Here is a 24,144-nt window from a genome sequence, read left to right as displayed (position 1 = left end):
TACGGGACGAGTGAGGATTACTGTTCGGGACGGTTGCCGTTCGACGGCGCCAGCGGCGATCGTCTACGTTCTCGCCGGAACCTGCGTCAACAACTGCGCCGTGTGGATCACGTTTCGCGTCTCGAGTAGCAGTTCCGCCGCTTCCCTAACGGTGAACTCGGCGTCGATCTCGACGCCGTGACACAGCGCGTAACACTCGAACCAGTCGTTCATCGCCGACTCGAGGGCCGCGAGTTCGGCAGGCGAGAACTGGACGAATCGCCCGCCGGTTCGCCCCTCGACGTAGAGCCAGATCGCCGGGCCGGCACCCTCCCGGAGGTACTCGCTGGGCTCGTCGGGCCGGAGCACGTCGTCGCCTCGGCCGACGGTCGGGGAATCGGCGCGCTCGAGTCGCCGCCGCTCCCGTTCGGCCCGGCGCTCGAGCGCGGCGATTCGGGGTCCATAGCGGCTCACGCGCGATCACCCCTCGCGGTACTCCACACCCTTCCCCCCGCGGGGGTGTTCCCACGTCGTGTCGGCAACGATCGCGCAGGTCCCACATTCGACGCAGGGCTGGGTGTCGAGGCTGACGACCGTCTCCTCGGAACCGTTGTGTGTGACCTCCTCCGAGCGGTAGCAGCCGCCGCCGAAGTCCTCCGCGCTGACCGGGCAGGCGTAGACCGCCGCCCCGCTCGCGTCGAAGGACTCGTCCTCGAGTTCGATATGGGGGTTGCCGACGTCCGTATCGTAGGTCAACTCGCCGATCCGCTCCTCGAGGGTCGGCGGTTCGATGTCGGTCTCCCACTGGATGGTGCGGCCGTGTTGCTCGCCGATGATCGACGGGACCGTCACGTAGCCCGTCCGCGTGTCCGGCAACATCGAGACCAGGAACGGCGAGTTGTACGCCCGCTCGAGCAGCCGGTTCGAGATCGGGTTCCCGAGCGCGACGCGGCCGACCGGCGAGTCGAGGACGCGTTCGACGGCGTTCGTCACGGTCTCGCGCTCGCCGACTGCGCGGGCGAGTTCGTACCGTCGGGGCCGGAGTTTGTCCATCGTACCCGAGTCCTCGAGTAGCTTGGCGTAGCGGCGGCCGGCGGCCTCGGGATCGGCGTTGCCCCGCGTGACGGCGAAGGCGTCGGCTGCCAGCGCTCCGGCGGTGACGGCGTGGTTCATCCCCTTGATGATCGGTCCCTGGGCCTGCATCTGGCCGGCAGCGTCGCCGACGAGGACGAGCCGATCCTGGTAGGGCTCGGGGTGGGCGACCTTCTTCGAGTCGGGAACGAGCTTCGCGGCGTACTCGCGTTCCGCGTACTCGTCGCCGAGCCACCGGGCCATCATCGGGTGTGTTAGCAGGGCGTCGAGCAGTTGATGGGGCTCTGCCTGCTGCTCGACGAGGCTGTCGAGGTGGAAGACGGTCCCGATCGAAAGCGAGTCCTCGTTCGTATAGAGGAAGCCGCCGCCGCGGACGTCCTCGAACAGGTCCCCCGAGAAGAGGTGAGCGGCCCCTTCGTCCTCCCCCAGGTCGAACCGGTCGTCGATGACGGCGGGGTCCATATCGACGACGGCTTTGACGCCCTGGAACCACTCCTCGGGTTCTTCCCAGTCCATCAGACCCGCATCGCGGGCGAGTTCGGAGTTGACGCCGTCGGCGGCGACGATCAGGTCCGCCCCGATCGGGTCGAGTTCGTCGCAGGTGACGCCGACGATTTCCCCGTCTTCGCGAAGGAGGCCGTTCACCCGGACGTTCGTCAGCACGCCGCCGCCCGTCTCGCTCGTCTTCTCGTGGACGCGCTGCTCGAGCCACGAGTCCATCCGTCGCCGGAGGACCGCCTCACACCAGTCGGTATCGTGCTCGTGGAGGTCCCTGAGGTCGTAGGTCTTGACGCTGTTGCCCGCGACGTTGTGAATCCGATAGTCGGTGACCGGCCGCTCGGCGGCTTCCTCGCGGAAGCCGTCGAAGAGGTCGTCGATCGTGTACGGCGCCGAGTCTTCGGCGTAGATCAGCCCGCCGGAGACGTTCTTCGAGCCGGCCTCCGTGCCCCGTTCCAGGACGAGCGTCTCGACGCCGTGTTCCGCGAGCCGTGCTGCGGCCGCCGCGCCGCCCGGTCCGCAGCCGACGACGACGGCCTCGTAGTGTTCGCGATCGGCGGTGTCGGTGCTCATCGGCTCTCACCCCCGTTTTCGCTCTCCTCGCCGCTGCCGTCCGCGATCGCCTCGAGTTCGGTCCGGCCGGACTCGATCGCCTCGGTCAGTTCCGGGAGCACCTCGAACAGGTCGCCCTCGATGAAGTAGTCCGAGAAGTCCCGGATCCGGGCGTCGGTGTCCGTGTTGATCGCGACGATCGTATCCGACTCGTCCATCCCGACCTTGTGCTGGACCGCGCCGGAGACGCCGGCGGCGATGTAGAGATCGGGTGCGACGACCTGGCCGGTCTCGCCGATCTGTCGTTCTTCCTTCGAGTACTCCTCGACGTGGCCCTCGAACTGGTAGGAGGAGGTGACGATGCCCCGGGTGATGCCCAGTTCCGCGTCCTCGAACGCGTCGACCAGGTCCAGCCCGAGTTCCATCCCCTCGGTGGGATCCTCCGCGATACCCCGCCCGAGACAGACGATCACCTCGTGACCCGTGAGGTCGATGCCCGCTTCGAGCCGGTCGTGTTCGGTGATCTCGACGCGGAACCAGTCGTCCTCGAGGGCCATCTCGTGTTCGACGACCAGCCCGTCCCGATCGTAATCCGGCTCGATCGGCTCGAAACTCCCAGGAATCACGGACGCGCCCTGCGGGTGGAACTCCCGACCCGGGTTGTCGAGACAGAGGATGGTCGAATACTCGAAGCCCGAGAAGTCCGGACGCTTCATATGAAGGACCTTCTCGAACGTTTTCTTGACGCCGGGTTCGCCCGTCTTGACGGGGTTCGAGACCTCGTTCTCCTCGATGAACAGGTCCGAACAGTCCGAGGCGAGCCCGGAGTCGAGTTCGGCCTGCACCTTCGCCGAGAGGTCCCGGCCGTTGTTCGTCGCCGGGAACAGGATGTAACGGGGCTGGTCGTAGTCGCGCCACTCCGTGCTCTCGATCGACCCTTCGCCGCGGGCCATGTGAGCCGAGATTTCGGTGTAGGGCTTGTGCAAGAACCGCTCGAGTCTGTCGTCGTCGTGGTAGACCGCGACGTCGGCCCCGTAGGCGATACACTCCTCCGCCAGCCCCTCGCAGTCGTCGCCCATCAGGAAGGCGACGACGTTCTCCTCGTCGCCGGAAGCCGTCCCGTCTTCCGAGCCTCCGCTCTCTTCGCTCGCGGAGACCCCATACTCCTCCGCGAACTCGTCCATCAGGCGACGGGCCTTTCCGAGCATCTCCTTCGAGACGTCGATGAGTTCGCCCCCCTGGGTCTCGCAGAACACCCACATGTCGGCGTAGTCGCCGTCCTCGAGGGCGCGGACGTGTCGTTTGTCGCGAGTGGGGTGGGAGAGTTCGTCGTCTTCCTCCTCTTCCTCTCCCGCTTCGTCTTCTGCTTCGGCTACCTCCTCTACCTCTTCGCCCTCCGCCTCCTCGCCGACCGTCTCCTCCGTCTCCTCGTACTCGCCTTCCGTCTCGGTGTCGCCCTCGAGTCCCTCGCTCTCGCTTTCCTCGTCGACCGCACCGACGGCCTCGAGCCGCCGGTGGACCGCCTCGCGGGCCGTCTTTCGGTCCCGGCCCGCCTGCTCGGCTTCCAGGATCGACTGGAGTACGTCCTCGTCGTCGATCGATTCCAGTTCGTCCTCGAGTTCGTCGACCGTGTGTTCGTTCGGATCCATGGTCATGGTCAATCACCTGCCCCCGTGCCGGCGTCCCCTCCCGCGGCGAACGGGTGCATCTCTTCGAGGACTTCGCCCATGTCGTCCTCGCCCGGATCGATCATCGTCGCCTCCCGCTCGGACGGCGCTTTGGGGATCGGGTCGACCGAGGAGACGATCGTCGGCGAGCCGTCGAGCCCGATGTAGTCGGGGTCGAGGTTCAGGTCGACGTGGTCCCACGTGGTCAGGTGCTCCTCGTGGTTGGCCGCCCGCTCCTGGGTCTCCGCGCGGAGTTGCTTGTGGGTCAGCCGGTGAGACGCTTTCCGGTAGGTGGGCTCGAACTCGGGATCGGTGACGACGAAACACGGCAGGGGCGCTTCGACCGTCTCGATCTCGTCGACGTCGCCCTCCACGAGTCGCTTCGCCCGCAGTCGCCGCTCCTCGGAATCGACGTCCAGCGCGATCACGTGGGTGACGATCGGCCAGTCCATCCCCCAACAGGTCTGTGGACCGGTCTGGCCCGTCTCGCCGTCGGCCGTCTTGAACCCCGCGAACACGAGGTCGATCTCCGCGACCTGCTCCTGGTACGTCTCGAGGCCCGCGTTCAGGGTGATCGCCGTCGCCCACGTGTCCGAGGCCGCGAGTTCCCGATCCGAGAGGAGGTAGCTGTCGTCGAGATAGACCGATTCCATCGCCTCCTCGAGTACCTCCGCGTACCCCGGTGGCCCCATGCTCATCCCGCTGACGTGCCCGCCGTGGCGGACCTTCGTCTGGAGCGCCGCCTGGACCGCGAACTCGTCGTTCGGGTTCATCACCGTCGGCGTCTTCCCCCGCTCCAGGTGGCCGTCCTCGTCGAACGACACCGCCCCCTCCGAGAAGTCCGGGACGCCTTTCGTCAGTACGATCGATCGCATGGATACCTCCATCCGCGAAGTGTGTCTTTTATTACCATGCTCGTCTTTCCCTATCGCATTTATCAGTATTAAGAATAGGGGTAAAAATCGCCAGTAGAAACTCGCGCCGATAGCCACGACCCGCCTCGAAAACCTATTTCGGCTATAGTAGCCACTGAAAGTCAATGCACACCCGATCGCACGACAGCTGTGCGATCGGTGTGTAAATCGTTTCAGTTGTGGCCACAGATCCGGAGGGCGGGCGTCACCGACGCGGCCACGAGAGCCAGCGGGAGACGACTCCGTAGAATCCCCCGAGGACCGTCCCCCAGAGAACGTGGGAAACCAGTCCGGCCCGGCTGAGGTTCGGTAGCGGCGCCTCGAGACCGACCAGCGACAGCCAGACCGGCATCACGAAGCCGGCGGCGACCAGCCAGAGGACGACCCCCCAGCCGGCACCGAGCGCGATCCGCTTGCCGACGCCGTCGTGGGACCGGAACGTCGGTCGAACCATTCCGGCGGCGAACAGCAAACCGAAGACGAGGCTGTGGAACAGGTGCGTGACCCACCCGACCGTGGGGTTCTCGACGCCGTACAGCGCGCCGATGACCGGCAACAGCCCCTGGACGACGTCGAGGTACAGCCCCATGGTGACACCAGCGACGATCGAGGCGATGCCCGCGACGAAGAGGTCCCGACGGCCGACCTCGAGCGGCGAGGTCGGCTCCCCGACCGGCGTCGCGCGCGGAAGCGAGACGGTCACCGTCGTTCCGTCGTCGACCTCGACCGAGACGGTCCCCTCGTACCGCTCGACGAGCAGCCGCACCTGCTGGAGACCGAACCCGGAGGAGGGATCGTCGTACTCGGGCAGCGTCCCTTCCTCCAGAAGCCCCCGCGGCCGGGCCGGCAGTCCAGGTCCGTCGTCGATGACCCGGAGATGTACGACCGATTCGCTGGCATCGATGGCCACCCGAACCGGAGGGTTCCCGTCGGTTTCTCCAGCGTCAGTCTTCGTCCCGTGAACGAACGCGTTCTCGAGGAGTTCCCCCACGACGATCCCCAGCCGTTCGTCGGCGACGACGCGAACTGACTCGAGGTCCGTTTCGGCGGGGAGCCCCCGCCCGGCGAGTTCGGCTCGGACGACCTCCTCGATGTCGACAGCCCCGAGGTCCGAGACCGATGGATCCGCGAACTCGCCGATCTCCTCGATCGTGGCCTCGATCCGGTCTGCCGCCTCGCGGATCGCGTCGACCGAGTCGTCGTCCGATCGCTGGGGGAGCAGTTCCGAGTAGCCGCGAACGATCGTGGCGCTGTTGAGGACCTCGTGACGAAGCACGCGATTGATGAGCACTGCCTGGTCGACCTGCCGCTCGACCTCCCGTCGCCGGTGGCGGTTCGCGGCCGATCGGTCGCCCGTGAGCGCACCGCCGACGGCGCCGCCCAGGAGGACGTTCGCGACGAGCACGCTGTTTTCAGAGACGATGACGACGGGGTCGCCCCGAAGCGCGGCCTCGGCGGCGGTCAATCCCAGGACGACCGTCATCGCCGCCGTGCCGAGGACCGTCCAGCCGGCGACGGTGCGAACGTACGAGCGGCGGAACGCACCGACTGCGAGCACGACGCCGAATACTGCGAGGCCGAGGCCGACCACCAGCGGGACGGTTCCGACCACGAGAAACGGAACCGCCGTTTCAGTCCGTAGCGTCTCGGCGACGACGAGTCGCGTGAGTCCGAACCCGAGCAGAGCGACGAGGAGTCCTTCCAGCCGTATCTCGCCGCTCCGGAGTGGCATGTCCGATAATTAAATCCACCCTACAAATGGTTTGTCGCCGATCCGCTTCCGGGCGGTCGGCGCTACTCCCGCTCGCGTTCGGTCGTCTCCATGGTGATCTCGCCGGTCGCCCGAATCGTGCCGTCGACCTCCGCTCCGGGGGCGAGCCGCAGGTTCTCACAGGAGACGTCGCCGAGCACGCGGGCGTCGTCCTCGAGGACGACGTCCCCGTCGCGGGTCGTCAGGTCGCCGTGAATGCGGGTCCCCTCGCCGACCGAGACGTCGTTTCGAGCCCGCAGACTGCCGAAGACGTTGCACTCACGGCCGACCTCGAGGCGCTCGGCGCGGACGTTGCCGTGGAGCCGGCAGTTCGAACCGATGGTCGCGGGCGTCGAGACGCGCCAGGCGTCGTCGCCGAGGGTCGCGTTCCGCGGGATCACGAGCGGGTCGGCGTCGGGTTCGTCGTCGTCCTCCTCCTCGACGAGTTCCGAGATGAGCCGCTGGGCCGTGTCCTCCTCGCCGATCAGCAGGAGGTGTTTGAGGTAGACGAAAAGCAGGACGATCGTCGGCATGGGGTTCCGGATGACGATCCAGCCGTTGGCCTCGAACCCCTCCTCGATGTCGACGTCGTCGCCGATGTCTAGGTCGCCGGCGACTTTCAGTTCGCCGCCGATGTGGACCCGCTCGCCGATGTAGGCGTCTTCGCCGACCAGGACGTTTTCGGCGACGTCACACCACATGTCCAGCCGGCAGTCGCCCTCGGCTTCGATCTCGCCGTCGACCTCGACGCTCTCGCCCGCGAGAACGTTCCGTCCCCGGACGCCGAACTCGATCGTCGCTCTGCTACCGACGAGGACGTCTCCAGCCGTCTCTACGGCGACTTCCTTGACCTCGGTCCCGTCGGGGACGACGAGTTCGTCGAGCGGATCCCTGCTGAAGGCCACACTCGCATCCAATGTGACCCCCCAGTAATAAAGCTCGCGCGTCGTCTGACGCACAGCAGACGGGCACCGGCGGCCCGTCGCGACTCGCGACGAACCGACCGGCTACAGTTCGTACACGCGGGCCTCGTAGGGGCGCAACTCGAGTGCCGCTCCCGGCTCCGATCGTCGCCGGCCCCCTTCTCGTCGCCGTGCCCGTGGGTCCCGAGCAGGAGGTCGGGCGACTCCTCCGTCTCCGCCAGCGCCGGGAGTTCGACCGTCGGCTCGCCGTCGGAGAAGTTACAGGCGACGACCAGCGTCTCGTCCTCGAGCGTCCGCCGGTACGCGAACACCTCGGGGTGGTCCGGCGCCAGCAGTTCGTAGTCGCCGTAAACGAAGACGTCCCGGCTCCCGGAGGTCGATCAACTCCCGGTAGTAGTGCCAGATCGAGTCCCCGTCGGCCCGCGCGGCCGCGACGTTGACCGACTCGTAGTCGTCGTTGACCGGGAGCCAGGGCTCGCCGTCGCCCTCCTCGCCGGTGAATCCGGCGTGTGGCTCGTCGGACCACTGCATCGGCGTCCGGGCGTTGTCCCGGCTCCGGGCCTCGACGACCGACCGGACCTCCTCGTAGGAGTCGTACTCGCCGGACTCGAGGACCGCTTCGACGAAGTTCGCGGCCTCGACGTCCCGAATCTCGTCTGGCGTCTCGAACGTGGTATTCGTCATCCCGATCTCCTGCCCCTGGTGAACCGCCTCGGGGTCAAGTGGTTCGAGACGCGGAGCGTCTCGTCATCACGGAAGACGAAGTCTTCCGTACGACCCCGAGGCACTCGGCCTGCTCAGCCTGTAGACGACAGCTTCCTTCCACCACCGGCGCTCGGGGTCGCGGACGGGGTCACCGGTCGACTCCCTCCCCGAGTCGCTTCGCTTGCTTCGCTCATACGCTCCCTCGGTCGCCCCTCGTCAAAATAATGATGACCTGTTTCCTCAAACTACCCGGTCGGCGCGGTCCGGCTCCCTCCTCGAGTCCAGGACTATCAGAACGCCCGCAGGGAACCGGGGCGGTTGCGTTCCCAGCCGCCCCGTTTTTATTATCCCACCTCGTACGGCCGTTCATGACGACTCTCGCGTTCGACGACGACGGCGTCGACGTCGTGTACGAAGGGACCGAGTTCCGCCTCGAGCGGGACCTCATCGAGGAGGCGACCGAGAAATCCTACCACGACGTCACCGATCACGAAGTGTTGAAGATCGTCGCCGAGCAGTCGAACCTGCAGGGCGAACCGCGCCGGATCGGCGACATCCTCGACTGACGGGGGCTCGCGGCTACCGGGCGTCCTCCCGACTTCCCGACTGGGTTCCCTCCAGCAGTGCGTCCTCCTCGCCCTCGGTGACGGCCGTGGAACCGTGCCGCGGTCGACGATAGCCCTGCGTCTCCATCTGGCTGCTCCCCCGAGCGTGCACTCGCAGCCCCAACCACCATTGGTGATGTTCGCTCGAGTACGTCACGAACCACTAATGCAACCCAACACCCGCTCCCGACGTGTGCGCATGTCGCAGCGTCCGGTGCTCGAGGCGTCGACCGTCGCGACTCCCGGTCACGGCCGGCCTCGCGTCGAACCGACCCGCCGTCCCATCCGGGTCCGACCATGACGGCCGACTCGAGCGAAACCGCGTTCGACGAGCGGACCGCCCCCGCGGATCGGCGCTCCCGGGCCGCCGACGAACCGAACGTCGGCCGGTGGGAGCGCGTCGCGTCGGCGGCGGTCGGCGGCACGCTCGTCGTGCGCGGCCTCCGGGATCGATCGCTCTCCGGCGCGGCGACGGCGGCGGTCGGCGGGGCCCTGGTCGCCCGCGGGCTGACCGGTCACAGCCGCCTGTATCGGCTGCTCGACGCGGACGCTGGCTCCATGGAGGCCATCCCGATCGTGGACGAGGGGCAAGCGCCGACCGTCGAGCGATCGATCATCGTGGGGCGGCCCGCCGAGGAACTCGCCGAGTACTGGCGGGATCCCGGCCACCTCGACCGGATCGCCGGTCGGTTCGCCGACGTCTCCGGCGATCCGGCGGCCGAGGAGCGCCACCACTGGCGTGCAGACGCCCCGCTCGGCCGCTCCCTCGAGTGGGAAGCCCTGCTGGTCGAGGACGAGCCCGGCGACCGGCTCCGCTGGCAGTCGCTCGAGGGCGCGCCGATCGGCTACGAGTGTACGATCTCGTTCGAGCCGGCACCGGGGGATCGCGGCACGCTGGTCGACCTCGAGGTCGAGTACGATCCGCCGGGCGGCGCGCTCGGCGACGCGGTACTGTCGCGCTTTGGCACGCCCGTAGAACTGGTCGCCGGCGAGAGCCTCCGGCGGTTCAAGAGCCTCGCCGAGACGGGCGAGATCCCGTCGACCGAGGCGAACCCGTCGGGTCGGGGGCGCGGCGACCTGGTGTAAGCCGACCGCCGGCGCCGCTCAGGGCGAGGAAACGTCGACCGGCGGCGTCCCGGATTCGGGCGTCGATTCGTCGAAGAACCCTTCGACGCCCTCGAGTTCGAGGACGAACTCGGGGCCGAACGCGCCTGCTGGGGTTCGAAAGCCGGGGTCGACGTCCCCCTCGAGGACGCGTTCGACCGCGGCCACGGCGGCGTCACCGGTCACGACGTAGGCGTCAGGGGTCTGGAGCCGTGAGACCGCACGGGTTTCGGGCTCGTTCTCGTCGGGGTCGCCACCCTCCCCGGCCTCGCTATCGACCCGCGCTTCGCCCCAGACGTACACCGAGCCGCGCTTTCGGGACCACGAGGCCGGCCCCTCCCGGACGTAGCCCGCGAGTTGCTTCAGCGTCTCGCGGACCGGCGGAGCCGTGACGACCGGCGCGAGGTAGCGGTGGGCTTTCAGCGCCGTCGTGACCGGCGGCGGCGCGAGGACGTAGACGGTCACGTCCGGCACGCCGGTCGTGTAGTGGGCCGTCGAGACGTCGCCCGTCGGCATCGTCACCGCCGGTCTGGTTCCCCGGCCGAAGTCGATCCGTCGCGTCCGCCACGCGGCCGGCACGCGCTCGAGGGTTCCGTCCCGATAGACGGCCCCGCCGTCCTCCGCCCCCTCGAGGACGGTCCGGACGGTGCCGATCGAGGGCGGGCGCAGCGAGTCCGCGCCGAGTGCGAGCGCGTCGGCTTCGGGGAGTCGCCGGTCGAGGTGTGCCGCGAGACAGTCCATCGCGACGACCGAGAAGCCGACGGCCGGGAGCAACGAGACGCCGGCGTCGATCGCCGCCGCGTCGCGGTCGGCGATCCCCTCGATGACGGGGATTTCGCCGGTGATGTCGACGTAGTCGGTGCCCGTCCGGAGACAGCCCTCGACGAGGTGGTCGGCCGTGTTCGAGAAGGGGCCGGCGCAGTTCAGCACGCAGTCGACGTCCGCGCCGTCGATCGCTTCGGCGACGACCTCCGGGTCCTCGAGCGCGAACCGCCGGCCCGGCCGCTCGAGGTCGTCGACCTGTTCCCGGAGCCGGTCGCCGTCGCGACCGGCGAGGACGACCTCGAGCCCCCGGTCGATCGCCTCGCGGGCGATCAGGGAGCCGACGAACCCGTACGAGCCGTAGACGAGTACCTGGGACACGTCGGCGGTTCGGGAGGCCGGCAGTTAAGGAGTCTCCCGGCGAGCGCCACCGAACGGGCCGGAACCGGTCACTCGTCGGTCGTCCCGGCGTCGTCGCCCGCGCCCGGATCGTACCGATCCGCCGCCGACTCGAAGCCCAGTTCGTCCTGCTCGCGGCTCCGGCGGCCCTCGAGTTCCGCGATGGCTTCGGGCTCCGGGGCGGCGTCGTCGGTGATCCGCGCCCACGAGTCGTGGACCTTCGAGTGACACCAGCGACAGAGATAGATCGTGATCTCGTGGGAGAGTTCCTCGCCGTCACGGGCGTAGGAGAGGTGGTGTTCCTCGAGCAGCGGCCGCTCGTCGTCGTGGGCCATCCGCTTTTCCTCGAGGCCACAGCGGACGCACTCCCGGTCGCGGTTGCGCGAGCGAAAGTGCGGGCAGTCGGCCCACGTCTCCTCGCGCTCGGGGTCGACCACGGGACACTCGTAGTCCTCCTGAGCGCGCTCGCGCGCGAACTCGGGGTCGTGCTCGTAGTGGTCGAACGCGTACCGGCACGTCCCCTCGCCGGTCAGGTGATCGCAGACGCCCGCGAACTCGTAGGGGTCGTCGACTCCGACCGGCGTCCCCTGGGGCGTTTTTTCCATCCGGCCCGGGATTGGGGCCGCGAGGAATTGAATCCTCCGTCCGTTCGTCGCCATACCTATCAGTAATTATCAGTGATAGAATCCGGAGAAAGATTTTTGAGGTTATCAGAGACAGGAGAATTATACTTCGAACTCATGATCGGGAAGATGCGAGGTCTGGTTCCGGCGGTCATCAGGCGCAGTTACGCGCTCAAGTTCGGCATCGTGCTGTTACTGTTGGCGCTCTCGGTGGGGGCGATCGGCCTGGTCGCGACAGCGAGCGTTACCGACAGCGTCGAGGCGAACGCCCTCGAGGACCAGGAAGCGTTCGCGAGACAGGAGGCGATCACGATCGACAACTGGAACGAGCAAAACGAGCGACGGACCGCGAGTACCGCCAACACGCCCGTCGTCGAGGACGGCGAGGTCGACGAGATCCAGTCGTACCTCAACGACCTGCAACTGGATCTCTCCGGACAGGTCGTCGACGTCCACTACGTCGACCAGGAGACGGGTGATCTCCTCGCGACGACCGCTGACGACGCCGAGACGCTCGAGGACGTCGACTTCCCCGACCGCGATCGGATCGACTCCGAACTGTCCGCGGTCGAGGTCCAGCGCACCGACGCCTACGAAACCGACGGTTCGGCGGCCGTCTCCTACTACGTCAGCACCAGCGGCTCCGACCGGACGGCGATCGTGATGACGTTCGACCTCGAGGACGTGATGACGGACCTCGGCGGGGGCGAGGAGCGAGATTCCGTCACGTTCGCGGTCGATCGCGACGGCCGACTGGTTCTCGACGGCACGTTCACCGGGACCGGGCAGGACGCGCTCCAGGGCGATTTCGTCGGGGACCGTTTCCTCGAGGGGTACGAGAACGACCACGGCCTGCTCGAGGAGGCCCTCGCGAGTCAGAGCCCCACCCACTCCGACGCCATCGCGTACGAGGGGGCGCCCGGCGGCTCGCTCGCGGACGAGCCCTACGAGTTCACACCGGACGGCTACGTCGCGGCCTACCACGGCACGGAGATGGGGCTGATCGTGCTGACCCACACGTCGGCCGAGGACGCCTACGGGTTCGTCGACACGGTCAACCAGTACGGCACGCTGGCCACGGTCGGCGGAGTCCTCCTGATCGGTCTCGTCGGGGCGGTTCTCGGCCGCAATACAGCCGCTTCGATCGACCGGCTCACCCAAAAAGCCGCCCGAATGGAGGAGGGCGACCTCGACGTCGACCTCGAGTCCGAGCGCATCGACAATATCGGGCGACTCTACGACGGCTTCGACTCGATGCGGGCCGAACTCAAGGACACGATCCACGAGGCCGAGCGGGCCCGCGCCGAGGCCGAAGCCGAGCGCGAGGAAGTCGAGCGGATCAACGACCACCTCGAGCGGAAGGCCACCGACTACAGCGACGTGATGCAGTCGGCCGCCGACGGCGACCTGACCGTTCGGATGGACGCCGACGGCGAACACGAGGCGATGACCGAGATCGCCGAGGAGTTCAACGAGATGCTCGCCGAGATCGAGGCGACGATCGACCGGCTCACCCAGTTCGCGACCGACGTCGCGACCGCCAGCGAGCAGGTTACCGCCTCGAGCGAGGAGGTCCGCTCCGCGAGCCGGGAGGTCAGCAGTTCGATCCAGGAGATCTCCGATGGCGCCGAACGGCAACACCAGTCGCTGCAGTCGGTCGATACCCAGATGAACAACCTGTCGACGACGACCCAGCAGATCGCGGCCTCCTCGAACGACGTCGCCGACATCGCCGAACGAACCGCCCGCACCAGCCGCGACGGGCGCGAGGCCGCCCAGGAGGCGATCGACGCCTGTGACGACCTCGAGGACGAGTACCGCGACGTCGTCGCCGAGTTCGACGAACTGCGCGAGCAGGTCGACCAGATCGACGAACTGGCCGATACGATCGCCGAGATCGCCGAGCAGACGAACATGCTCGCGCTGAACGCCAATATCGAGGCCTCCCGCTCCGCAAGCGGCAGCGACACGGAAGGGTTCAGCACGGTCGCCGCGGAGGTCAAGGAACTCTCCCAGGACGTCAAGGGTGCCGCAAAGCAGATCGGCGACCGCCTCGAGGCGGTCCAGACCCAGACCGAACGATCGGCGACCGAGGTCGATCAGACCAGCGAGGAGATCGAACGGGTCAACGACCTGGTCTCCGACGTCGTCACGGCGCTCGAGGACATCGCCGACTACGCCGGCCAGACGAACGACGGCGTTCAGGAGATCTCGGCGGCGACCGAACAGCAGGCCGCCTCGACCCAGGAGGTCGTGGCGATGGTCGACGAAGTGGCGACGATTTCGGAGGAGACGACCGCCGAAGCCGAAACGGTTGCCGCGGCCGCCGAGGAGCAGACCTCCGCGCTGACCGAGGTGTCGAACTCCGCGGACGAGTTGAGCCAGCAGGCGACGGTCCTCTCCGAGGCGCTGGATCGGTTCGATACGGACGCCGACGGCGACCGCGAGGCCGCGTCGCTCGACGACGTCGATGGACTCGAGGGGATCACCGAAGCCGAAGCCGAACCCGAAGGGGACGGAAACGGCGATGAGCCCGGAACGAGCGGAGCGAACTCGACTGCGGGCGACTCCGAGGCCGACACCGATGCCGCCTTCGAGTTCGACGAGGACGGCGACGTGACCCGGATCGAGGACGCCGATCCTGGGTCGCCGGAGTAGTTCCTCGTCGCCGTCGCCGTTGCGTGTCGACGACCGTCATCTCGGTCGGCGGACGTGAGCTTTTTGAGGTCCCGGGATCCACTCGAGGTCGTGCGCGTACGTCACGAACCGGCCGACGGCGAGCCGACGACCCTTGCATCGACGGTCGACCTCGCGGATTCGATCGTCAGCCAGACCCGCGGACTCATGTTCCGCCGATCGCTTCCCGACGACTACGCGCTCGCGTTCCGGTTCGACGCGGCGAAGACCCGGGACGTTCACATGCTGTTCGTCTTCGTTCCGCTCGACGTCGTCTGGCTCGTCGACGGCGTCGTCGAACGGGTCGAACGGCTCCGCCCCTGGCGCGGCTTCGAGCGTGCCCGGGCCGACACCATCCTCGAGTTGCCCGCGGGAACGGCGGCGGGCGTCGACCCCGGCGACCGGGTCGTCCTCGAGGGTGAGTGACCGAACGTTCACTCCTTCCGGAACGTTGCCGTCTCGAGTCCGTGATCGTAAACGCTGCCATAATACGTGGGTTTAAGTCAGGTGGGTTCGATAGGACGAGACACGATGGCACGAGATCCATTCTCATCGCCTGACGAGGATAGAGGAAGTCGGGGCAACCCGGCTGGGCGCGAAATTCCGCGACGAACGTAGTCGCAGTTCATCACTCTTGTCCGTAGATCACACCCCCGAAGAGACGATTCCGTCCGATCGTACCGTCCGCCTGCTCGACACGACGCTCAGAGATGGCGAACAAGCTCCCGGCGTCTCGCTGTCGCCCGACGAGAAAGTCGACGTGGCCCGCTCGCTCGAGCGTGCTGGCGTCTCGGTCGTCGAGGCCGGCAGCGCGTGTACGGGCGCGGGCGAACGCCGCGCGATCTCGCGCGTCACGGATCTGGACCTGGACGCCCGCGTCACGAGTTTCTGCCGTGGGCTGGAACGCGACGTCGACCTCGCGCTCGAGTGTGACGTCGACGGCGTCCACGTCGTCGTCCCCGCAAGCGATCGCCACGTCGAATCGAAGGTGGGCACCTCGCTCGAGGACAACCTCGCGACGACGGCCGAACTCGTCGAGTACGCCACGGACCACGACCTGTGGGTCGAGGTCATCGGCGAGGACGGTTCGCGAGCGGACCTCGACTACCTCGAGGCCCTGGGCGAGCGGGCCCTCGAGGCGGGCGCGGACCGGTTCTGTTTCGCCGACACGGTCGGGCACGCAGGACCGGAACGCACCGCGACGGCGGTAGCCCGGCTCGCGGAACTGGGACCGGTCAGCGCACACACCCACGACGACCTCGGACTCGGCGTGGCGAACGCGCTGGCGGCCGTCTCCGCGGGGGCCGATCTGGTCCACTGTACGGTCGACGGGCTCGGCGAGCGCGCCGGTAACGTCGCCCTCGAGGAGGTCGCGATCGCCCTCGAGCACGTCTACGGCGTCGAGACAGTCGACCTCGAACAGCTGTACGACCTCGCGCAGGTCGTCTCGCGGGCGACCGGCGTCCAGTTGCCGCCGAACAAGGCCGTCGTCGGCGAGAACGCCTTCACCCACGAGAGCGGGATCCACACCGACGGCACGCTGAAAGACGACAAGATGTACGAGCCGTACCCGCCCGAGACGGTCGGCCGCGAACGACGCCTCGCGCTCGGCAAACACACCGGCCGGGCGGGCGTCGAGGCCGCCCTCGAGGAACACGGCGTCGAGGCGACCGACGACGAGGTCGCCGAGATCGCCACCCGCGTGACCGAACTCGGTGATCGCGGCCGCCGGGTTACCGACGCCGATCTGCTGGCGATCGCCGAGGACGTGACGGGTGACGACCGCGAGCGCGTCGTCGAACTGTGCGACCTCAACGCAACCAGCGGCGGGGCGGTTCCCACGGCGAGCGTCCGCCTCGACGTCGACGGCGAGGAGCGGGTCGCCAGCGGTACCGGTTCGGGGCCGGTCGACGCCGCAGTGTCGGCCGTCCGGGAGGCGCTCGGCTCGCAGGCCGACGCGGAACTCGAGTCCTACCACGTCGACGCGGTCACCGGCGGCACCGACGCCGTCGTTACCGTCGAGGTGACGATGGTCCGGAACGACCGCTCGGTGACGGTGGCCCGGAGCGAAGCCGACATCACCCGCGCGAGCGTCGAGGCGATGGTCGACGCGCTCGACCGGCTGCTCGCGAGCGAATCACAGCCGCTCGCGCCGGCAGACGACTGAGACGGGTTACTGTCCGTCAGCTCCGGCGCAACCGTGACCCGGACGGCGGTCGCGCCGGTAACTCGGGATAACGACCCGTCTGAGGTGACGACCACCAGTAGCCGTCAGTTCAATGGAACTGGCGGTTGCTGATCACGTTCCAGGGATCGAACAGGTAGAGTACCGCCAGAAACAGTGCGAGAGCGACCACGAACAGCTGTACGACGCCGACCGCGGAGTCCGGCACGGCCGACTCGAGCGTCGTCGCCATCAGCGCGGCGACGGCGATCCACAGCGTTCCGACGATCATTCGGTCCCGGGTGTCCATACCGGAGCTACGCCTCCGGGGGCAAGAAACGTCCGCATCGCTCCCGGGAGGGGTGGCGCGTGAAAGGCGGACTGCGGATCGACTCGAGTCTCACGACCTCGGTCCGGAGTGAGAACGACGCCCGATCCGGTGGTCGACACGTCGGCCGCCGCCGATCAGAGTCCGAGTTCGCCCCCGACCGTCTTCTCGTCGAGTTCGTCCTTGCGGACGTCGGTCATCCCCACGTCGTCGTAGGCGACCGGTCCCGGGACCTGTTCGGCGTGGGGGCCCGGCTCGTTGCCGATGTAGGTGACGTTCGGGTTGGTGTTGTACTCCTCGAGGAGTTTGAACCGACCGGTGCCGTCGCCGTACTCGTCCTCGAGGAGCCCCTGGGCCTCGTCTTCGGTCATCCCATCGGCGTCCTCGCTCTCGGCGGGTTCCTCCTCGCCCTCGAGGATCGCGATTGCGTCCTGGAGCTCTTCGTCTTCGGGGTCGTGCTCTCTCGCGCGGGCGAGCGCGACGTTCTCGAGGTACTGCTGGGGATCGCTCTCGGGGTCGTGCATGTCGCCGAACTGGATAGCGCCCGGGGGACAGGCTTCTTCGCAGGCCGTAGTCCCGACCATGTCCTCACCCATCTGTCCGTCCTGTCTCGGCGGATCGAAAACGCATTTCTCCATGACCCCCCGGGGACCGGCGCCGCTGACCCAGCGGTCGCGCTTGTCGAACTGCATGTCGCTGTCCATCTCCTGGGCAGTCTCGTTCGGATCGTCCCACTTGAAGTAGTTGACGCCGTACGGACAGGCGACCTGACAGTACCGACAGCCGATACAGACGTCGTAGTCGGTCAGGACGAGTCCGCCGTCGTCGCGGGTGTGGCGGGCAGTCGTCGGACAGACCTTCTCGCAGGGCGCGTCGGTACAGTGCTGGCAGGGCCGGATCAGGTAGTTGAAATCGCGGGTCGACTCGTAGTCCTCGGCCTCCGGGGACTCGACGAGCCCGTCATCGTAGGCCAGGATGTACATCCAGTTTGCCCCCTGGTTCCAGTTGTGTTCGGCGTTACAGGCCACGACACAGGAGAGACAGCCGTCACAGACCTCGAGGTCGAGCGCCATTCCCCACTGGGTGCCCTCCGCCTCGGCGTCGCCGCCCCCGCCGTGGCCGTCGTCTTCCTCTTCCTGGGTCACGCTCGCCGGCGGATCCGGAGACTTGCTGGCCCCGAACGCACCGAGTCCGACGGCGCTGGCACCGGCGCCCATCTTCTTCATCATCTTCCGCCGTGACTCGTCGCCGCCGATCGTCGAGAGCAACTCGCCGACGGCACCGGGGTCGTCCGGCTCCTCCCGGGCCGCCTCGATCCGATCGGCCATCGGCCGTTCGTCCTCGCCGAACTCCTCGAGGACGTCCTCGTGGTAGCGGTCGTAGAACTCCTCCTCGGTGATCTCCCCCTTCGTGAGCCGCATCGCGTCTTTCGCCATCTCCATTCCGAGTTCCGCGTCGTACTCGGTCTCCTCCAGCATCGCCTCGAAATCCGCTTCGGCGGTTTCACCGAGCGGATGGAACGCATCGTCGTCGGTAGCGTCGTCGGGTGCGTCACTCATCGACCGGCCTCACCTCGCGCTCGGCTCCGAACTCGATCGCGATCTCGAGTGCGGGCGGACACAGGCGACACGCGCGCACAGAACGGAGCATTGACAGTCACACCCATGCCGACCACACCCATATCGAAAAACGACAAGCCTGCGAATGACGGGTGGTCGTCAAGAGGAGAAACGACCGCCTGCAGTGCTCGAGAAGGTCGGTCTCGATGAATTGACTCCGCCGTTACAAGTCGCGGCGACCGATCGGTTCGCGTCGGCACGCGTGGCTCGTCGGTTAGTACGCTGCAAAGCGCCGAGAGGGAGAGCGGGAAATTGAACCACGATCGGACGATCTCGCTCACTTCGTTCGCGAACGTGTGACCCCCTGATTCAAATCTCCGGCCTTGTCGAAACTCTCACGCGGTGATAGGTTTCAGTAGCCGTGATGAATACAGGGCGCGAACTTTTTCCGCGTCGGGTTCGCCGGAGGCGAACCACTCGCGCAAAAACTTCGATGAAAAAGGCGGGCTGCTCGGCCTTCGGCCTCGCCGCCCGAGAACCGCGCTCGCTTCGCTCGCGCGGAAACTGGTGCTGAATCTATACTCTGTATCTTGTACGCACTTTCTACCAGTTACTGAATAGGTTGAGCGAAGCGTGTGAAATACTGGGCGCGAACGAGGCACGATGAGATGGGGGGGACATGGGGCAAGACCGGATCAATCATTGGAGGGGACGTCCCGAGCACTAACCCCGCTATCAGTCGGAGATATCGTTTCTGTCTCGGATGTGTCCTGACGTGGAGCGGTTCTGGCGGTGGTCGTAATACTCGACCAGCGTTCGCAGTACCACCGCACCGAATGCGAGCAGGCCGAAGCCAACCCCGTATAACAGCAACCCGATCGCACCCGGGCCGGCGACCTCGCTACCGACCTCGACGATGAGGACGTAGAACGTCCCGGGCGCACCGATAGTGGCGACGACCTCGAGAACCCGGATTGCCGTGTAGAAGGGCCGGCTTCGTAATCGGCCCCTCGAGTCGTCGGCACGGGCGAGACGATAGCCCGCGAGGAGTGTCTCGGTACCCACCACGAGGGCGAGAATCATCGGAAAGAAGGCGATAATAAGGAGGCTGTCAAGTCCCCCGTCAGGGAACAAACCGGCGACTCCGGCGATTCCGAACCCGAGGACTCCGAGGATAGCTCCGAGTTTGAGCGCTTGGAGAGGCTTGGCGTGGACGAACGGTTGGACCATAAGGGCGGATTACGTTTCTAGAGGAACCCCAATAAGCCCCCATGGTTCATTGACAAGTAACATCCCGTATAAGAGCTCCCCCCTCACACGATACAACTCGAGATTGGTCTGTTCACAGACGACGGAACGGATGACTCGTTGGTTTCAGCAGGAAACAAACGGGGCCGTTATGCCTGACTCATCCGCTGGCTGTTGCACGCGTTTTCTCCCAACTGCTGGACAGGATGAACGAACCGTGTGAGATACGGGCCGGGGATGTGGTGCGAAATATGATTCGGGCTACGAAGGCAGTGATCGGTCAGTACAGGGCAAGCACTGAACCAGTAGGACCGATATGCGACCCCCTCTACTGCACTGTGCCTAGGCTCAGTTACGTCTCGACCGGGATTATGACTCGGTACTGGAAACCGTCTCCCCGCAGCGATCCCCGGGAACATGCTACACTGATCCGTGTCAAACGATTACAGTGACGGCACCCCCGCCGACGAGAGCGAGCGCACCCAGTCCGAAACAGACGACCGAAAACGGGATTCGATCGACGATTCGCATCAGAGTTCCGATCGTCAGGTAACCCACCATCGCGCTCACAAGGACCGCGGTGATCGCGGGACCGAGACCGATCCCGGGTAGGCCACCGGCGCCGACGACAGTGAGGGCAGCGGCTCCCAGGCTCGCCGGAATCGAGAGTAGAAACGAGAGTCGAAATGCAGCGGGCGGCTCGTAGCTTCTGAACAGGAGGACACTCGTCGTCACGCCCGACCGAGAGATTCCGGGCAGGATAGCAATCCCCTGGACGGCACCGACAACGATCGAGTCGAATGCCGTTGGAACGTTTCGTCGCCCCATCGAGAGCGACTCCGATGTGCGCTGGAGCACTCCGGTAAGGATGAGCAACAATCCGATCGTCGCGATGAATAGTCCACCGGAAACCTGCCCGGCGAGATCGACCGCAAACACGTAAATCGGGATGCCGACGAGTCCGGTCACAGCACAGGCGACGACGAGGTAAGACGTCACCGCATGATCTTCGCGGTACGCCGAACCCGGACGCCAACTCGAGACCGAGTCGAAAAGCGTCGCGATGTCATCGCGGTAGTACGCCACTGCCGAGAGCGTCGTTCCGACCTGAAAGAACAGTGCGAGCTGGAGCGCCGTTTCCGGGCGAACCCCCATTAGCGTCAACGCGAGCGAGAGGTTTCCCTGACTCGAAACTGGTAACCACTCGACGATCCCCTGTACGATTCCGGCGACGATCGCGATTACGTACTCGGTTACCGACATTCGATGGAGGGAACTCCTCTTGGCACATCTTCCCGCTTTATATGAACGGTATGGCCCGGTACATAGCCATCAGTACGCGAGCGATCCGGTGATCGCCGACGTCCTGGACTGTGGCGGTGACACCTTTCAGCACACATGCCAGCGGTCTACTGAACGGGTGGTCCCTGGCCCTGGTGTGAACCAAACCAAGTCGTCGTGCTGCACTGATCCTCTGTATCTTGCAGGTGCGTTCTGCCAGCTCTACTGAATAGGTCGAGTGAAGCGTGCAAGATACACAGCACGAATGTAGCAGGGACTGAAGACGGATCACTCAGCATAGGCCAACGATCGCTCATGCCAAAAAGAAACAATATTGGAATAATGACGAACAAACGATGATGAACACGAACAACTCGTGGCTCGCCTTCACGGTGATTGGTCTGGTTTTACTCGTCTTTGGACTATTCTTTTTGGCAGAAACACCGTGGTACGTCCAGTATCCTGTACTGATCGGTGCCGTTTTTCTCTCCATAGTTGGTGTTAGCTACGCGAACTCGAATTCGGCGCCATCGTGACGCTCGTAGCTCTACGGATCGGCTGACTCAGCACGAGTCGCTCGTGAGAAATGACGTCAGTTTGCTGCACCCATCCGCTGGATTCAGCAGGCCGCACTTACGACCAGTTCGTCAGTTCCGAATTGGTCTACCCAATACAGGACGTATTCCGCAGGTATTCCGGTCCAGACCAGCCGATTCCCGTCGACACTCGGTGCAGTCATTTTGTGCCAACTGACGCCTCATACCCAGCAATCAAGACCGCCGCCTACGGGCCCGAACAAGACTGGCGAGAGCTAATACCCGTGCTAGTTTAAATACCCAAGACACGAAAGAAAGGATGAGTCATGAAGAAGCTCATCAACGAACCAGAAGACGTCGTCGACGAGATGTTGGATGGCATGGTGGCGGCTTACCCCGACCGACTTCGCCGGCTCGACGATGCGGAAGTGCTCGTACGGAAGGACGCTCCGATCGACGGGAAAGTCGGAATCGTCTCCGGTGGTGGAAGCGGCCACGAACCGACCCACGGCGGCTATATCGGCGAGGGGATGCTCGACGGCGCTGCGGCCGGCGAGGTGTTCACGTCACCGACTGCAGATCAGCTCGAATCGATGATCGAGGCCTGCGACGGCGGCGAGGGCGTCCTCTGTGTCGTGAAAAACTACGAGGGTGACGTGATGAACTTCGATACCGCGGCCGAGATGGCCGAGATGCAAGACGTCGAGGTCTCGCAGGTCGTCGTCAACGACGACGTTGCCGTCCAGGACTCGCTGTACACGACGGGTCGCCGCGGCGTCGCGGGAACGATCCTCGTCCACAAGGCCGCTGGCGCGAAAGCAGCCGACGGTGCCGACCTCGAGGAAGTGACACGCGTCGCCGAAAAAGTAGTCGACAACGTCGGCACGATGGGTATGGCGCTGACCTCCTGTATCACGCCGGACAAAGGCGAGCCGACGTTCGACCTCGGAGCGGACGAGATCGAGCTCGGGATCGGTATCCACGGCGAACCGGGAACGGAGCGAACGGAGAAAGCGAGTGCCGACGAGATCACCGAACACCTCACCGAGCAGGTGCTTGAAGATCTCGAGCTCGACGACGGCCAGGAGGTCCTGACTATCGTCAACGGGATGGGCGGCACCCCGCTAATGGAACTGTTCGTCGTCAACAACCGCCTGCAGGAACTGATGGACGAGCACGGACTGGAGACCTGGGACGCGTGGGTCGGCGACTACATGACGTCGCTGGACATGGAGGGAGCGTCGATCACCGTCTGTGCCCTCGACGACGAACTCAAAGAGCTGTTGTTAGCTCCGGCCGACACGCCGGGGCTGACGGTGACGGAATAAACCTTGCAAACGCTTTGCGTTCTTCTACCCCAATTCAAATGAGCGAAACGGAGCGACAACGAGAGGCGATTGTACAGGCACTCGAAAACGTCACTGTGCGACTCGAGGAGGAGAAGGCCCACCTGACAGAGCTAGATTCGGCGATCGGCGACGCCGACCACGGGACGAACATGGCCCGCGGGTTCAGCGGGGCGAACGAGAAAGTCAAGGATATGGACGAAGCAGAGCCCGCAGAGCTTGTGAAGACGATCGGCGTCACGCTCGTCTCGGAGGTCGGCGGCGCATCCGGACCGCTGTACGGCGGCTCGATTATGTCCGCCAGTCAGGAGTTCGCCGACGAGGGGATCACCGCCGAGACCAGCGTCGCCTTCGCCGAGGCGTATCTGGAAAAGGTTCAGGACCGCGGCGGGGCCGAGGTCGGCGCGAAGACGATGGTTGACGCGCTGACACCGGCCGTCCACACCTACAAGAAATCGATCGAGACTGACGATCTGGCACCCCTCGAAGCGCTGGCGAAGGCGGTCGACGCGGCCGAGCGTGGCGTCGGGTTCACCACGCCCATCCGAGCGAAGAAGGGGCGCGCGTCCTACCTCGGCTGGCGGTCGGTTGGTCATCAGGACCCCGGCGCGACGTCGACGCTTTTCATCGTGGAAGAACTGCTTGCGACCGCACAGACGTATCTCGACGGCGAAGTCGAGGCCACTGCGGAGGCCGAGGAAGCACCCGAGGAGATGCCCGACGAGGTCTCGGAGGGCGAGGGAGAATGATCGGCCTCGTCGTCGTCTCACACAGCGCTCGCGCCGCGGAAGGGATCTGTGAGGTCGCCCTGGAGATGGCCGCTGACGCACAGATCGAGCCCGCGGGCGGCGAGGACGGAGGCCTCGGTACCGACGCGGAACGAATTCGGGACGCTATCGAGGCCGCGGACGACGGAGACGGGGTCGTCGTCCTCGTCGATCTCGGGAGCGCCGTCATGAACGCCGAGCTGGCGATCGAGATGAGCGATGCCGACACGGCAATCGCCGATGCACCAGTGTTAGAGGGTACGGTCAACGCTGGCGTCGAGACGACCAGCGGGAAAGCGACGCTCGATTCGGTCGTCGAACGGGCTGAAGAAGCACGCGAATATCGGAAACTGGACTGATCCGAATCCCGAATAGTAATCGGCGGAGAAGTGAACGACGTAACCGATTCCTGGCCCCTCCCCGAGGGTGATCGGGTAGTGCCGTTCGTCCGACGATACGCGTACACGCTGGAGTGTGGAACCGATCGGCGGAGCGGACGGCGACAGCAGGGAGACGACGCTGTTCGACCGTACGGTCTGTACGACGATACACCTGTCAACAAGAGTATACTGTGGTCACCGTGCTACGAAAGGGTATTACTCTGATCCGGCCTCCTTGAATTAGGGAGTATAGCTGATTGAGTCTCCAGAACGCGATAATTCACCC

23 protein-coding genes are annotated in these 24,144 nt (G+C 65.8%); 9 read left to right on the top strand and 14 right to left on the bottom strand.

What is annotated here, in order from left to right; genetic code table 11:
- Window positions 1-63: 63 nt before the first annotated feature.
- From BM113_RS19050 to BM113_RS19020, 8 genes are all read right to left on the bottom strand, one after another.
- Entirely contained in the window at window positions 64-453 is a 390-nt protein-coding gene (locus BM113_RS19050; protein WP_089789591.1) for a DUF8055 family protein, read from the bottom strand.
- 6 nt (window positions 454-459) lie between these two features.
- Window positions 460-2,142 (bottom strand): FAD-dependent monooxygenase, encoded by a 1,683-nt coding sequence (locus BM113_RS19045; RefSeq protein ID WP_089789590.1) that lies wholly within the window; start codon window positions 2,140-2,142, stop codon window positions 460-462.
- Window positions 2,139-3,776: an electron transfer flavoprotein subunit alpha/FixB family protein gene (locus BM113_RS19040; RefSeq protein WP_089789589.1), complete on the bottom strand. Its 1,638-nt coding sequence runs from the start codon at window positions 3,774-3,776 to the stop codon at window positions 2,139-2,141. Before BM113_RS19040 ends, BM113_RS19045 begins: the two co-directional genes overlap by 4 nt.
- 2 nt (window positions 3,777-3,778) lie before the next feature.
- A complete protein-coding gene (locus BM113_RS19035; protein WP_089789620.1) occupies window positions 3,779-4,663 on the bottom strand; it encodes an electron transfer flavoprotein subunit beta/FixA family protein in 885 nt (294 codons plus the stop codon).
- A 244-nt stretch (window positions 4,664-4,907) separates the two neighbouring features.
- On the bottom strand, window positions 4,908-6,434 hold the full coding sequence (locus BM113_RS19030; protein WP_089789588.1) for a sensor histidine kinase: 1,527 nt from the start codon (window positions 6,432-6,434) through the stop codon (window positions 4,908-4,910).
- 62 nt (window positions 6,435-6,496) lie between these two features.
- Window positions 6,497-7,357, bottom strand: coding sequence for a polymer-forming cytoskeletal protein (locus BM113_RS19025; protein WP_089789587.1), 861 nt, complete (start codon window positions 7,355-7,357; stop codon window positions 6,497-6,499).
- Complete coding sequence (locus BM113_RS22715; RefSeq protein ID WP_245758111.1) at window positions 7,285-7,686, bottom strand: alpha-glucosidase C-terminal domain-containing protein; 402 nt, start codon at window positions 7,684-7,686, stop codon at window positions 7,285-7,287. The genes BM113_RS19025 and BM113_RS22715 overlap by 73 nt, the downstream gene beginning before the upstream one ends.
- The gene (locus BM113_RS19020; protein WP_245758110.1) at window positions 7,634-8,059 is read right to left on the bottom strand and encodes an alpha-amylase family glycosyl hydrolase; all 426 of its coding nucleotides are present in this window, start codon (window positions 8,057-8,059) and stop codon (window positions 7,634-7,636) included. Before BM113_RS19020 ends, BM113_RS22715 begins: the two co-directional genes overlap by 53 nt.
- A gap of 389 nt (window positions 8,060-8,448) precedes the next feature.
- Here BM113_RS19020 and BM113_RS19015 point away from each other — a divergent pair, with 389 nt between their 5' ends.
- A complete protein-coding gene (locus BM113_RS19015; protein ID WP_089789586.1) occupies window positions 8,449-8,646 on the top strand; it encodes a DUF5800 family protein in 198 nt (65 codons plus the stop codon).
- Between the two features lie 336 nt (window positions 8,647-8,982).
- Window positions 8,983-9,771 (top strand): SRPBCC family protein, encoded by a 789-nt coding sequence (locus BM113_RS19010; protein WP_089789585.1) that lies wholly within the window; start codon window positions 8,983-8,985, stop codon window positions 9,769-9,771.
- An 18-nt stretch (window positions 9,772-9,789) separates the two neighbouring features.
- Here BM113_RS19010 and BM113_RS19005 read toward each other — a convergent pair whose 3' ends face one another.
- A complete protein-coding gene (locus BM113_RS19005; protein WP_089789584.1) occupies window positions 9,790-10,932 on the bottom strand; it encodes a saccharopine dehydrogenase family protein in 1,143 nt (380 codons plus the stop codon).
- A 68-nt stretch (window positions 10,933-11,000) separates the two neighbouring features.
- Window positions 11,001-11,555 (bottom strand): DUF7097 family protein, encoded by a 555-nt coding sequence (locus tag BM113_RS19000; protein WP_089789619.1) that lies wholly within the window; start codon window positions 11,553-11,555, stop codon window positions 11,001-11,003.
- Window positions 11,556-11,690: 135 nt separating this feature from the next.
- Between BM113_RS19000 and BM113_RS18995 the strand changes: the two genes are divergently transcribed.
- The 3 genes from BM113_RS18995 to BM113_RS18985 all read left to right on the top strand — a co-directional run bounded on the left by BM113_RS18995 (window position 11,691) and on the right by BM113_RS18985 (window position 16,416).
- A complete protein-coding gene (locus BM113_RS18995) occupies window positions 11,691-14,231 on the top strand; it encodes a methyl-accepting chemotaxis protein (protein ID WP_089789583.1) in 2,541 nt (846 codons plus the stop codon).
- A 90-nt stretch (window positions 14,232-14,321) separates the two neighbouring features.
- The gene (locus BM113_RS18990) at window positions 14,322-14,675 is read left to right on the top strand and encodes a DUF192 domain-containing protein (protein WP_007141644.1); all 354 of its coding nucleotides are present in this window, start codon (window positions 14,322-14,324) and stop codon (window positions 14,673-14,675) included.
- A gap of 208 nt (window positions 14,676-14,883) precedes the next feature.
- The gene (locus BM113_RS18985) at window positions 14,884-16,416 is read left to right on the top strand and encodes a (R)-citramalate synthase (protein ID WP_010546741.1); all 1,533 of its coding nucleotides are present in this window, start codon (window positions 14,884-14,886) and stop codon (window positions 16,414-16,416) included.
- Window positions 16,417-16,525: 109 nt separating this feature from the next.
- Here BM113_RS18985 and BM113_RS18980 read toward each other — a convergent pair whose 3' ends face one another.
- The 4 genes from BM113_RS18980 to BM113_RS18965 form a co-directional block, all read right to left on the bottom strand.
- Window positions 16,526-16,723: a hypothetical protein gene (locus tag BM113_RS18980; protein WP_089789582.1), complete on the bottom strand. Its 198-nt coding sequence runs from the start codon at window positions 16,721-16,723 to the stop codon at window positions 16,526-16,528.
- A 155-nt stretch (window positions 16,724-16,878) separates the two neighbouring features.
- Entirely contained in the window at window positions 16,879-18,300 is a 1,422-nt protein-coding gene (locus tag BM113_RS18975) for a 4Fe-4S ferredoxin N-terminal domain-containing protein (protein ID WP_089789581.1), read from the bottom strand.
- A gap of 735 nt (window positions 18,301-19,035) precedes the next feature.
- Window positions 19,036-19,530, bottom strand: a complete 495-nt coding sequence (locus tag BM113_RS18970) for a hypothetical protein (RefSeq protein ID WP_089789580.1) — start codon at window positions 19,528-19,530, stop codon at window positions 19,036-19,038.
- Between the two features lie 453 nt (window positions 19,531-19,983).
- Window positions 19,984-20,811 carry an undecaprenyl-diphosphate phosphatase gene (locus BM113_RS18965; RefSeq protein WP_089789579.1) on the bottom strand — a complete coding sequence of 276 codons (828 nt, stop codon included), beginning with the start codon at window positions 20,809-20,811 and terminating at the stop codon, window positions 19,984-19,986.
- Window positions 20,812-21,188: 377 nt separating this feature from the next.
- Between BM113_RS18965 and BM113_RS22440 the strand changes: the two genes are divergently transcribed.
- From BM113_RS22440 to dhaM, 4 genes are all read left to right on the top strand, one after another.
- Entirely contained in the window at window positions 21,189-21,365 is a 177-nt protein-coding gene (locus BM113_RS22440; protein ID WP_177209226.1) for a hypothetical protein, read from the top strand.
- Window positions 21,366-21,691: 326 nt separating this feature from the next.
- Window positions 21,692-22,693, top strand: coding sequence for a dihydroxyacetone kinase subunit DhaK (gene dhaK / locus BM113_RS18960; protein WP_089789578.1), 1,002 nt, complete (start codon window positions 21,692-21,694; stop codon window positions 22,691-22,693).
- 38 nt (window positions 22,694-22,731) lie between these two features.
- A complete protein-coding gene (dhaL, locus tag BM113_RS18955) occupies window positions 22,732-23,460 on the top strand; it encodes a dihydroxyacetone kinase subunit DhaL (protein WP_089789577.1) in 729 nt (242 codons plus the stop codon).
- Window positions 23,457-23,837, top strand: a complete 381-nt coding sequence (gene dhaM, locus BM113_RS18950; RefSeq protein ID WP_089789576.1) for a dihydroxyacetone kinase phosphoryl donor subunit DhaM — start codon at window positions 23,457-23,459, stop codon at window positions 23,835-23,837. Before dhaL ends, dhaM begins: the two co-directional genes overlap by 4 nt.
- The last annotated feature ends 307 nt before the right edge of the window (window positions 23,838-24,144 follow it).

The organism is Natronobacterium haloterrestre, from assembly GCF_900112205.1.
Classification (GTDB): domain Archaea; phylum Halobacteriota; class Halobacteria; order Halobacteriales; family Natrialbaceae; genus Natronobacterium; species Natronobacterium haloterrestre.
The sequence above is the reverse complement of the archived record's forward strand: the minus strand, read 5'-3'. Positions and strand labels throughout refer to the sequence as shown.

Excerpts from the sequence above, each read along its gene's own strand:
- BM113_RS19045 (WP_089789590.1), bottom strand. The coding sequence starts at position 2,142 with ATGAGCACCGACACCGCCGATCGCGAACACTACGAGGCCGTCGTCGTC.
- BM113_RS19040 (WP_089789589.1), bottom strand. The coding sequence starts at position 3,776 with ATGACCATGGATCCGAACGAACACACGGTCGACGAACTCGAGGACGAA.
- BM113_RS19035 (WP_089789620.1), bottom strand. The coding sequence starts at position 4,663 with ATGCGATCGATCGTACTGACGAAAGGCGTCCCGGACTTCTCGGAGGGG.
- BM113_RS19030 (WP_089789588.1), bottom strand. The coding sequence starts at position 6,434 with ATGCCACTCCGGAGCGGCGAGATACGGCTGGAAGGACTCCTCGTCGCT.
- BM113_RS19020 (WP_245758110.1), bottom strand. The coding sequence starts at position 8,059 with ATGACGAATACCACGTTCGAGACGCCAGACGAGATTCGGGACGTCGAG.
- BM113_RS19015 (WP_089789586.1), top strand. The coding sequence starts at position 8,449 with ATGACGACTCTCGCGTTCGACGACGACGGCGTCGACGTCGTGTACGAA.
- BM113_RS19010 (WP_089789585.1), top strand. The coding sequence starts at position 8,983 with ATGACGGCCGACTCGAGCGAAACCGCGTTCGACGAGCGGACCGCCCCC.
- BM113_RS19000 (WP_089789619.1), bottom strand. The coding sequence starts at position 11,555 with ATGGAAAAAACGCCCCAGGGGACGCCGGTCGGAGTCGACGACCCCTAC.
- BM113_RS18995 (WP_089789583.1), top strand. The coding sequence starts at position 11,691 with ATGATCGGGAAGATGCGAGGTCTGGTTCCGGCGGTCATCAGGCGCAGT.
- BM113_RS18980 (WP_089789582.1), bottom strand. The coding sequence starts at position 16,723 with ATGGACACCCGGGACCGAATGATCGTCGGAACGCTGTGGATCGCCGTC.
- BM113_RS18975 (WP_089789581.1), bottom strand. The coding sequence starts at position 18,300 with ATGAGTGACGCACCCGACGACGCTACCGACGACGATGCGTTCCATCCG.
- BM113_RS18970 (WP_089789580.1), bottom strand. The coding sequence starts at position 19,530 with ATGGTCCAACCGTTCGTCCACGCCAAGCCTCTCCAAGCGCTCAAACTC.
- BM113_RS18965 (WP_089789579.1), bottom strand. The coding sequence starts at position 20,811 with ATGTCGGTAACCGAGTACGTAATCGCGATCGTCGCCGGAATCGTACAG.
- BM113_RS22440 (WP_177209226.1), top strand. The coding sequence starts at position 21,189 with ATGAACACGAACAACTCGTGGCTCGCCTTCACGGTGATTGGTCTGGTT.
- dhaK (WP_089789578.1), top strand. The coding sequence starts at position 21,692 with ATGAAGAAGCTCATCAACGAACCAGAAGACGTCGTCGACGAGATGTTG.
- dhaL (WP_089789577.1), top strand. The coding sequence starts at position 22,732 with ATGAGCGAAACGGAGCGACAACGAGAGGCGATTGTACAGGCACTCGAA.
- dhaM (WP_089789576.1), top strand. The coding sequence starts at position 23,457 with ATGATCGGCCTCGTCGTCGTCTCACACAGCGCTCGCGCCGCGGAAGGG.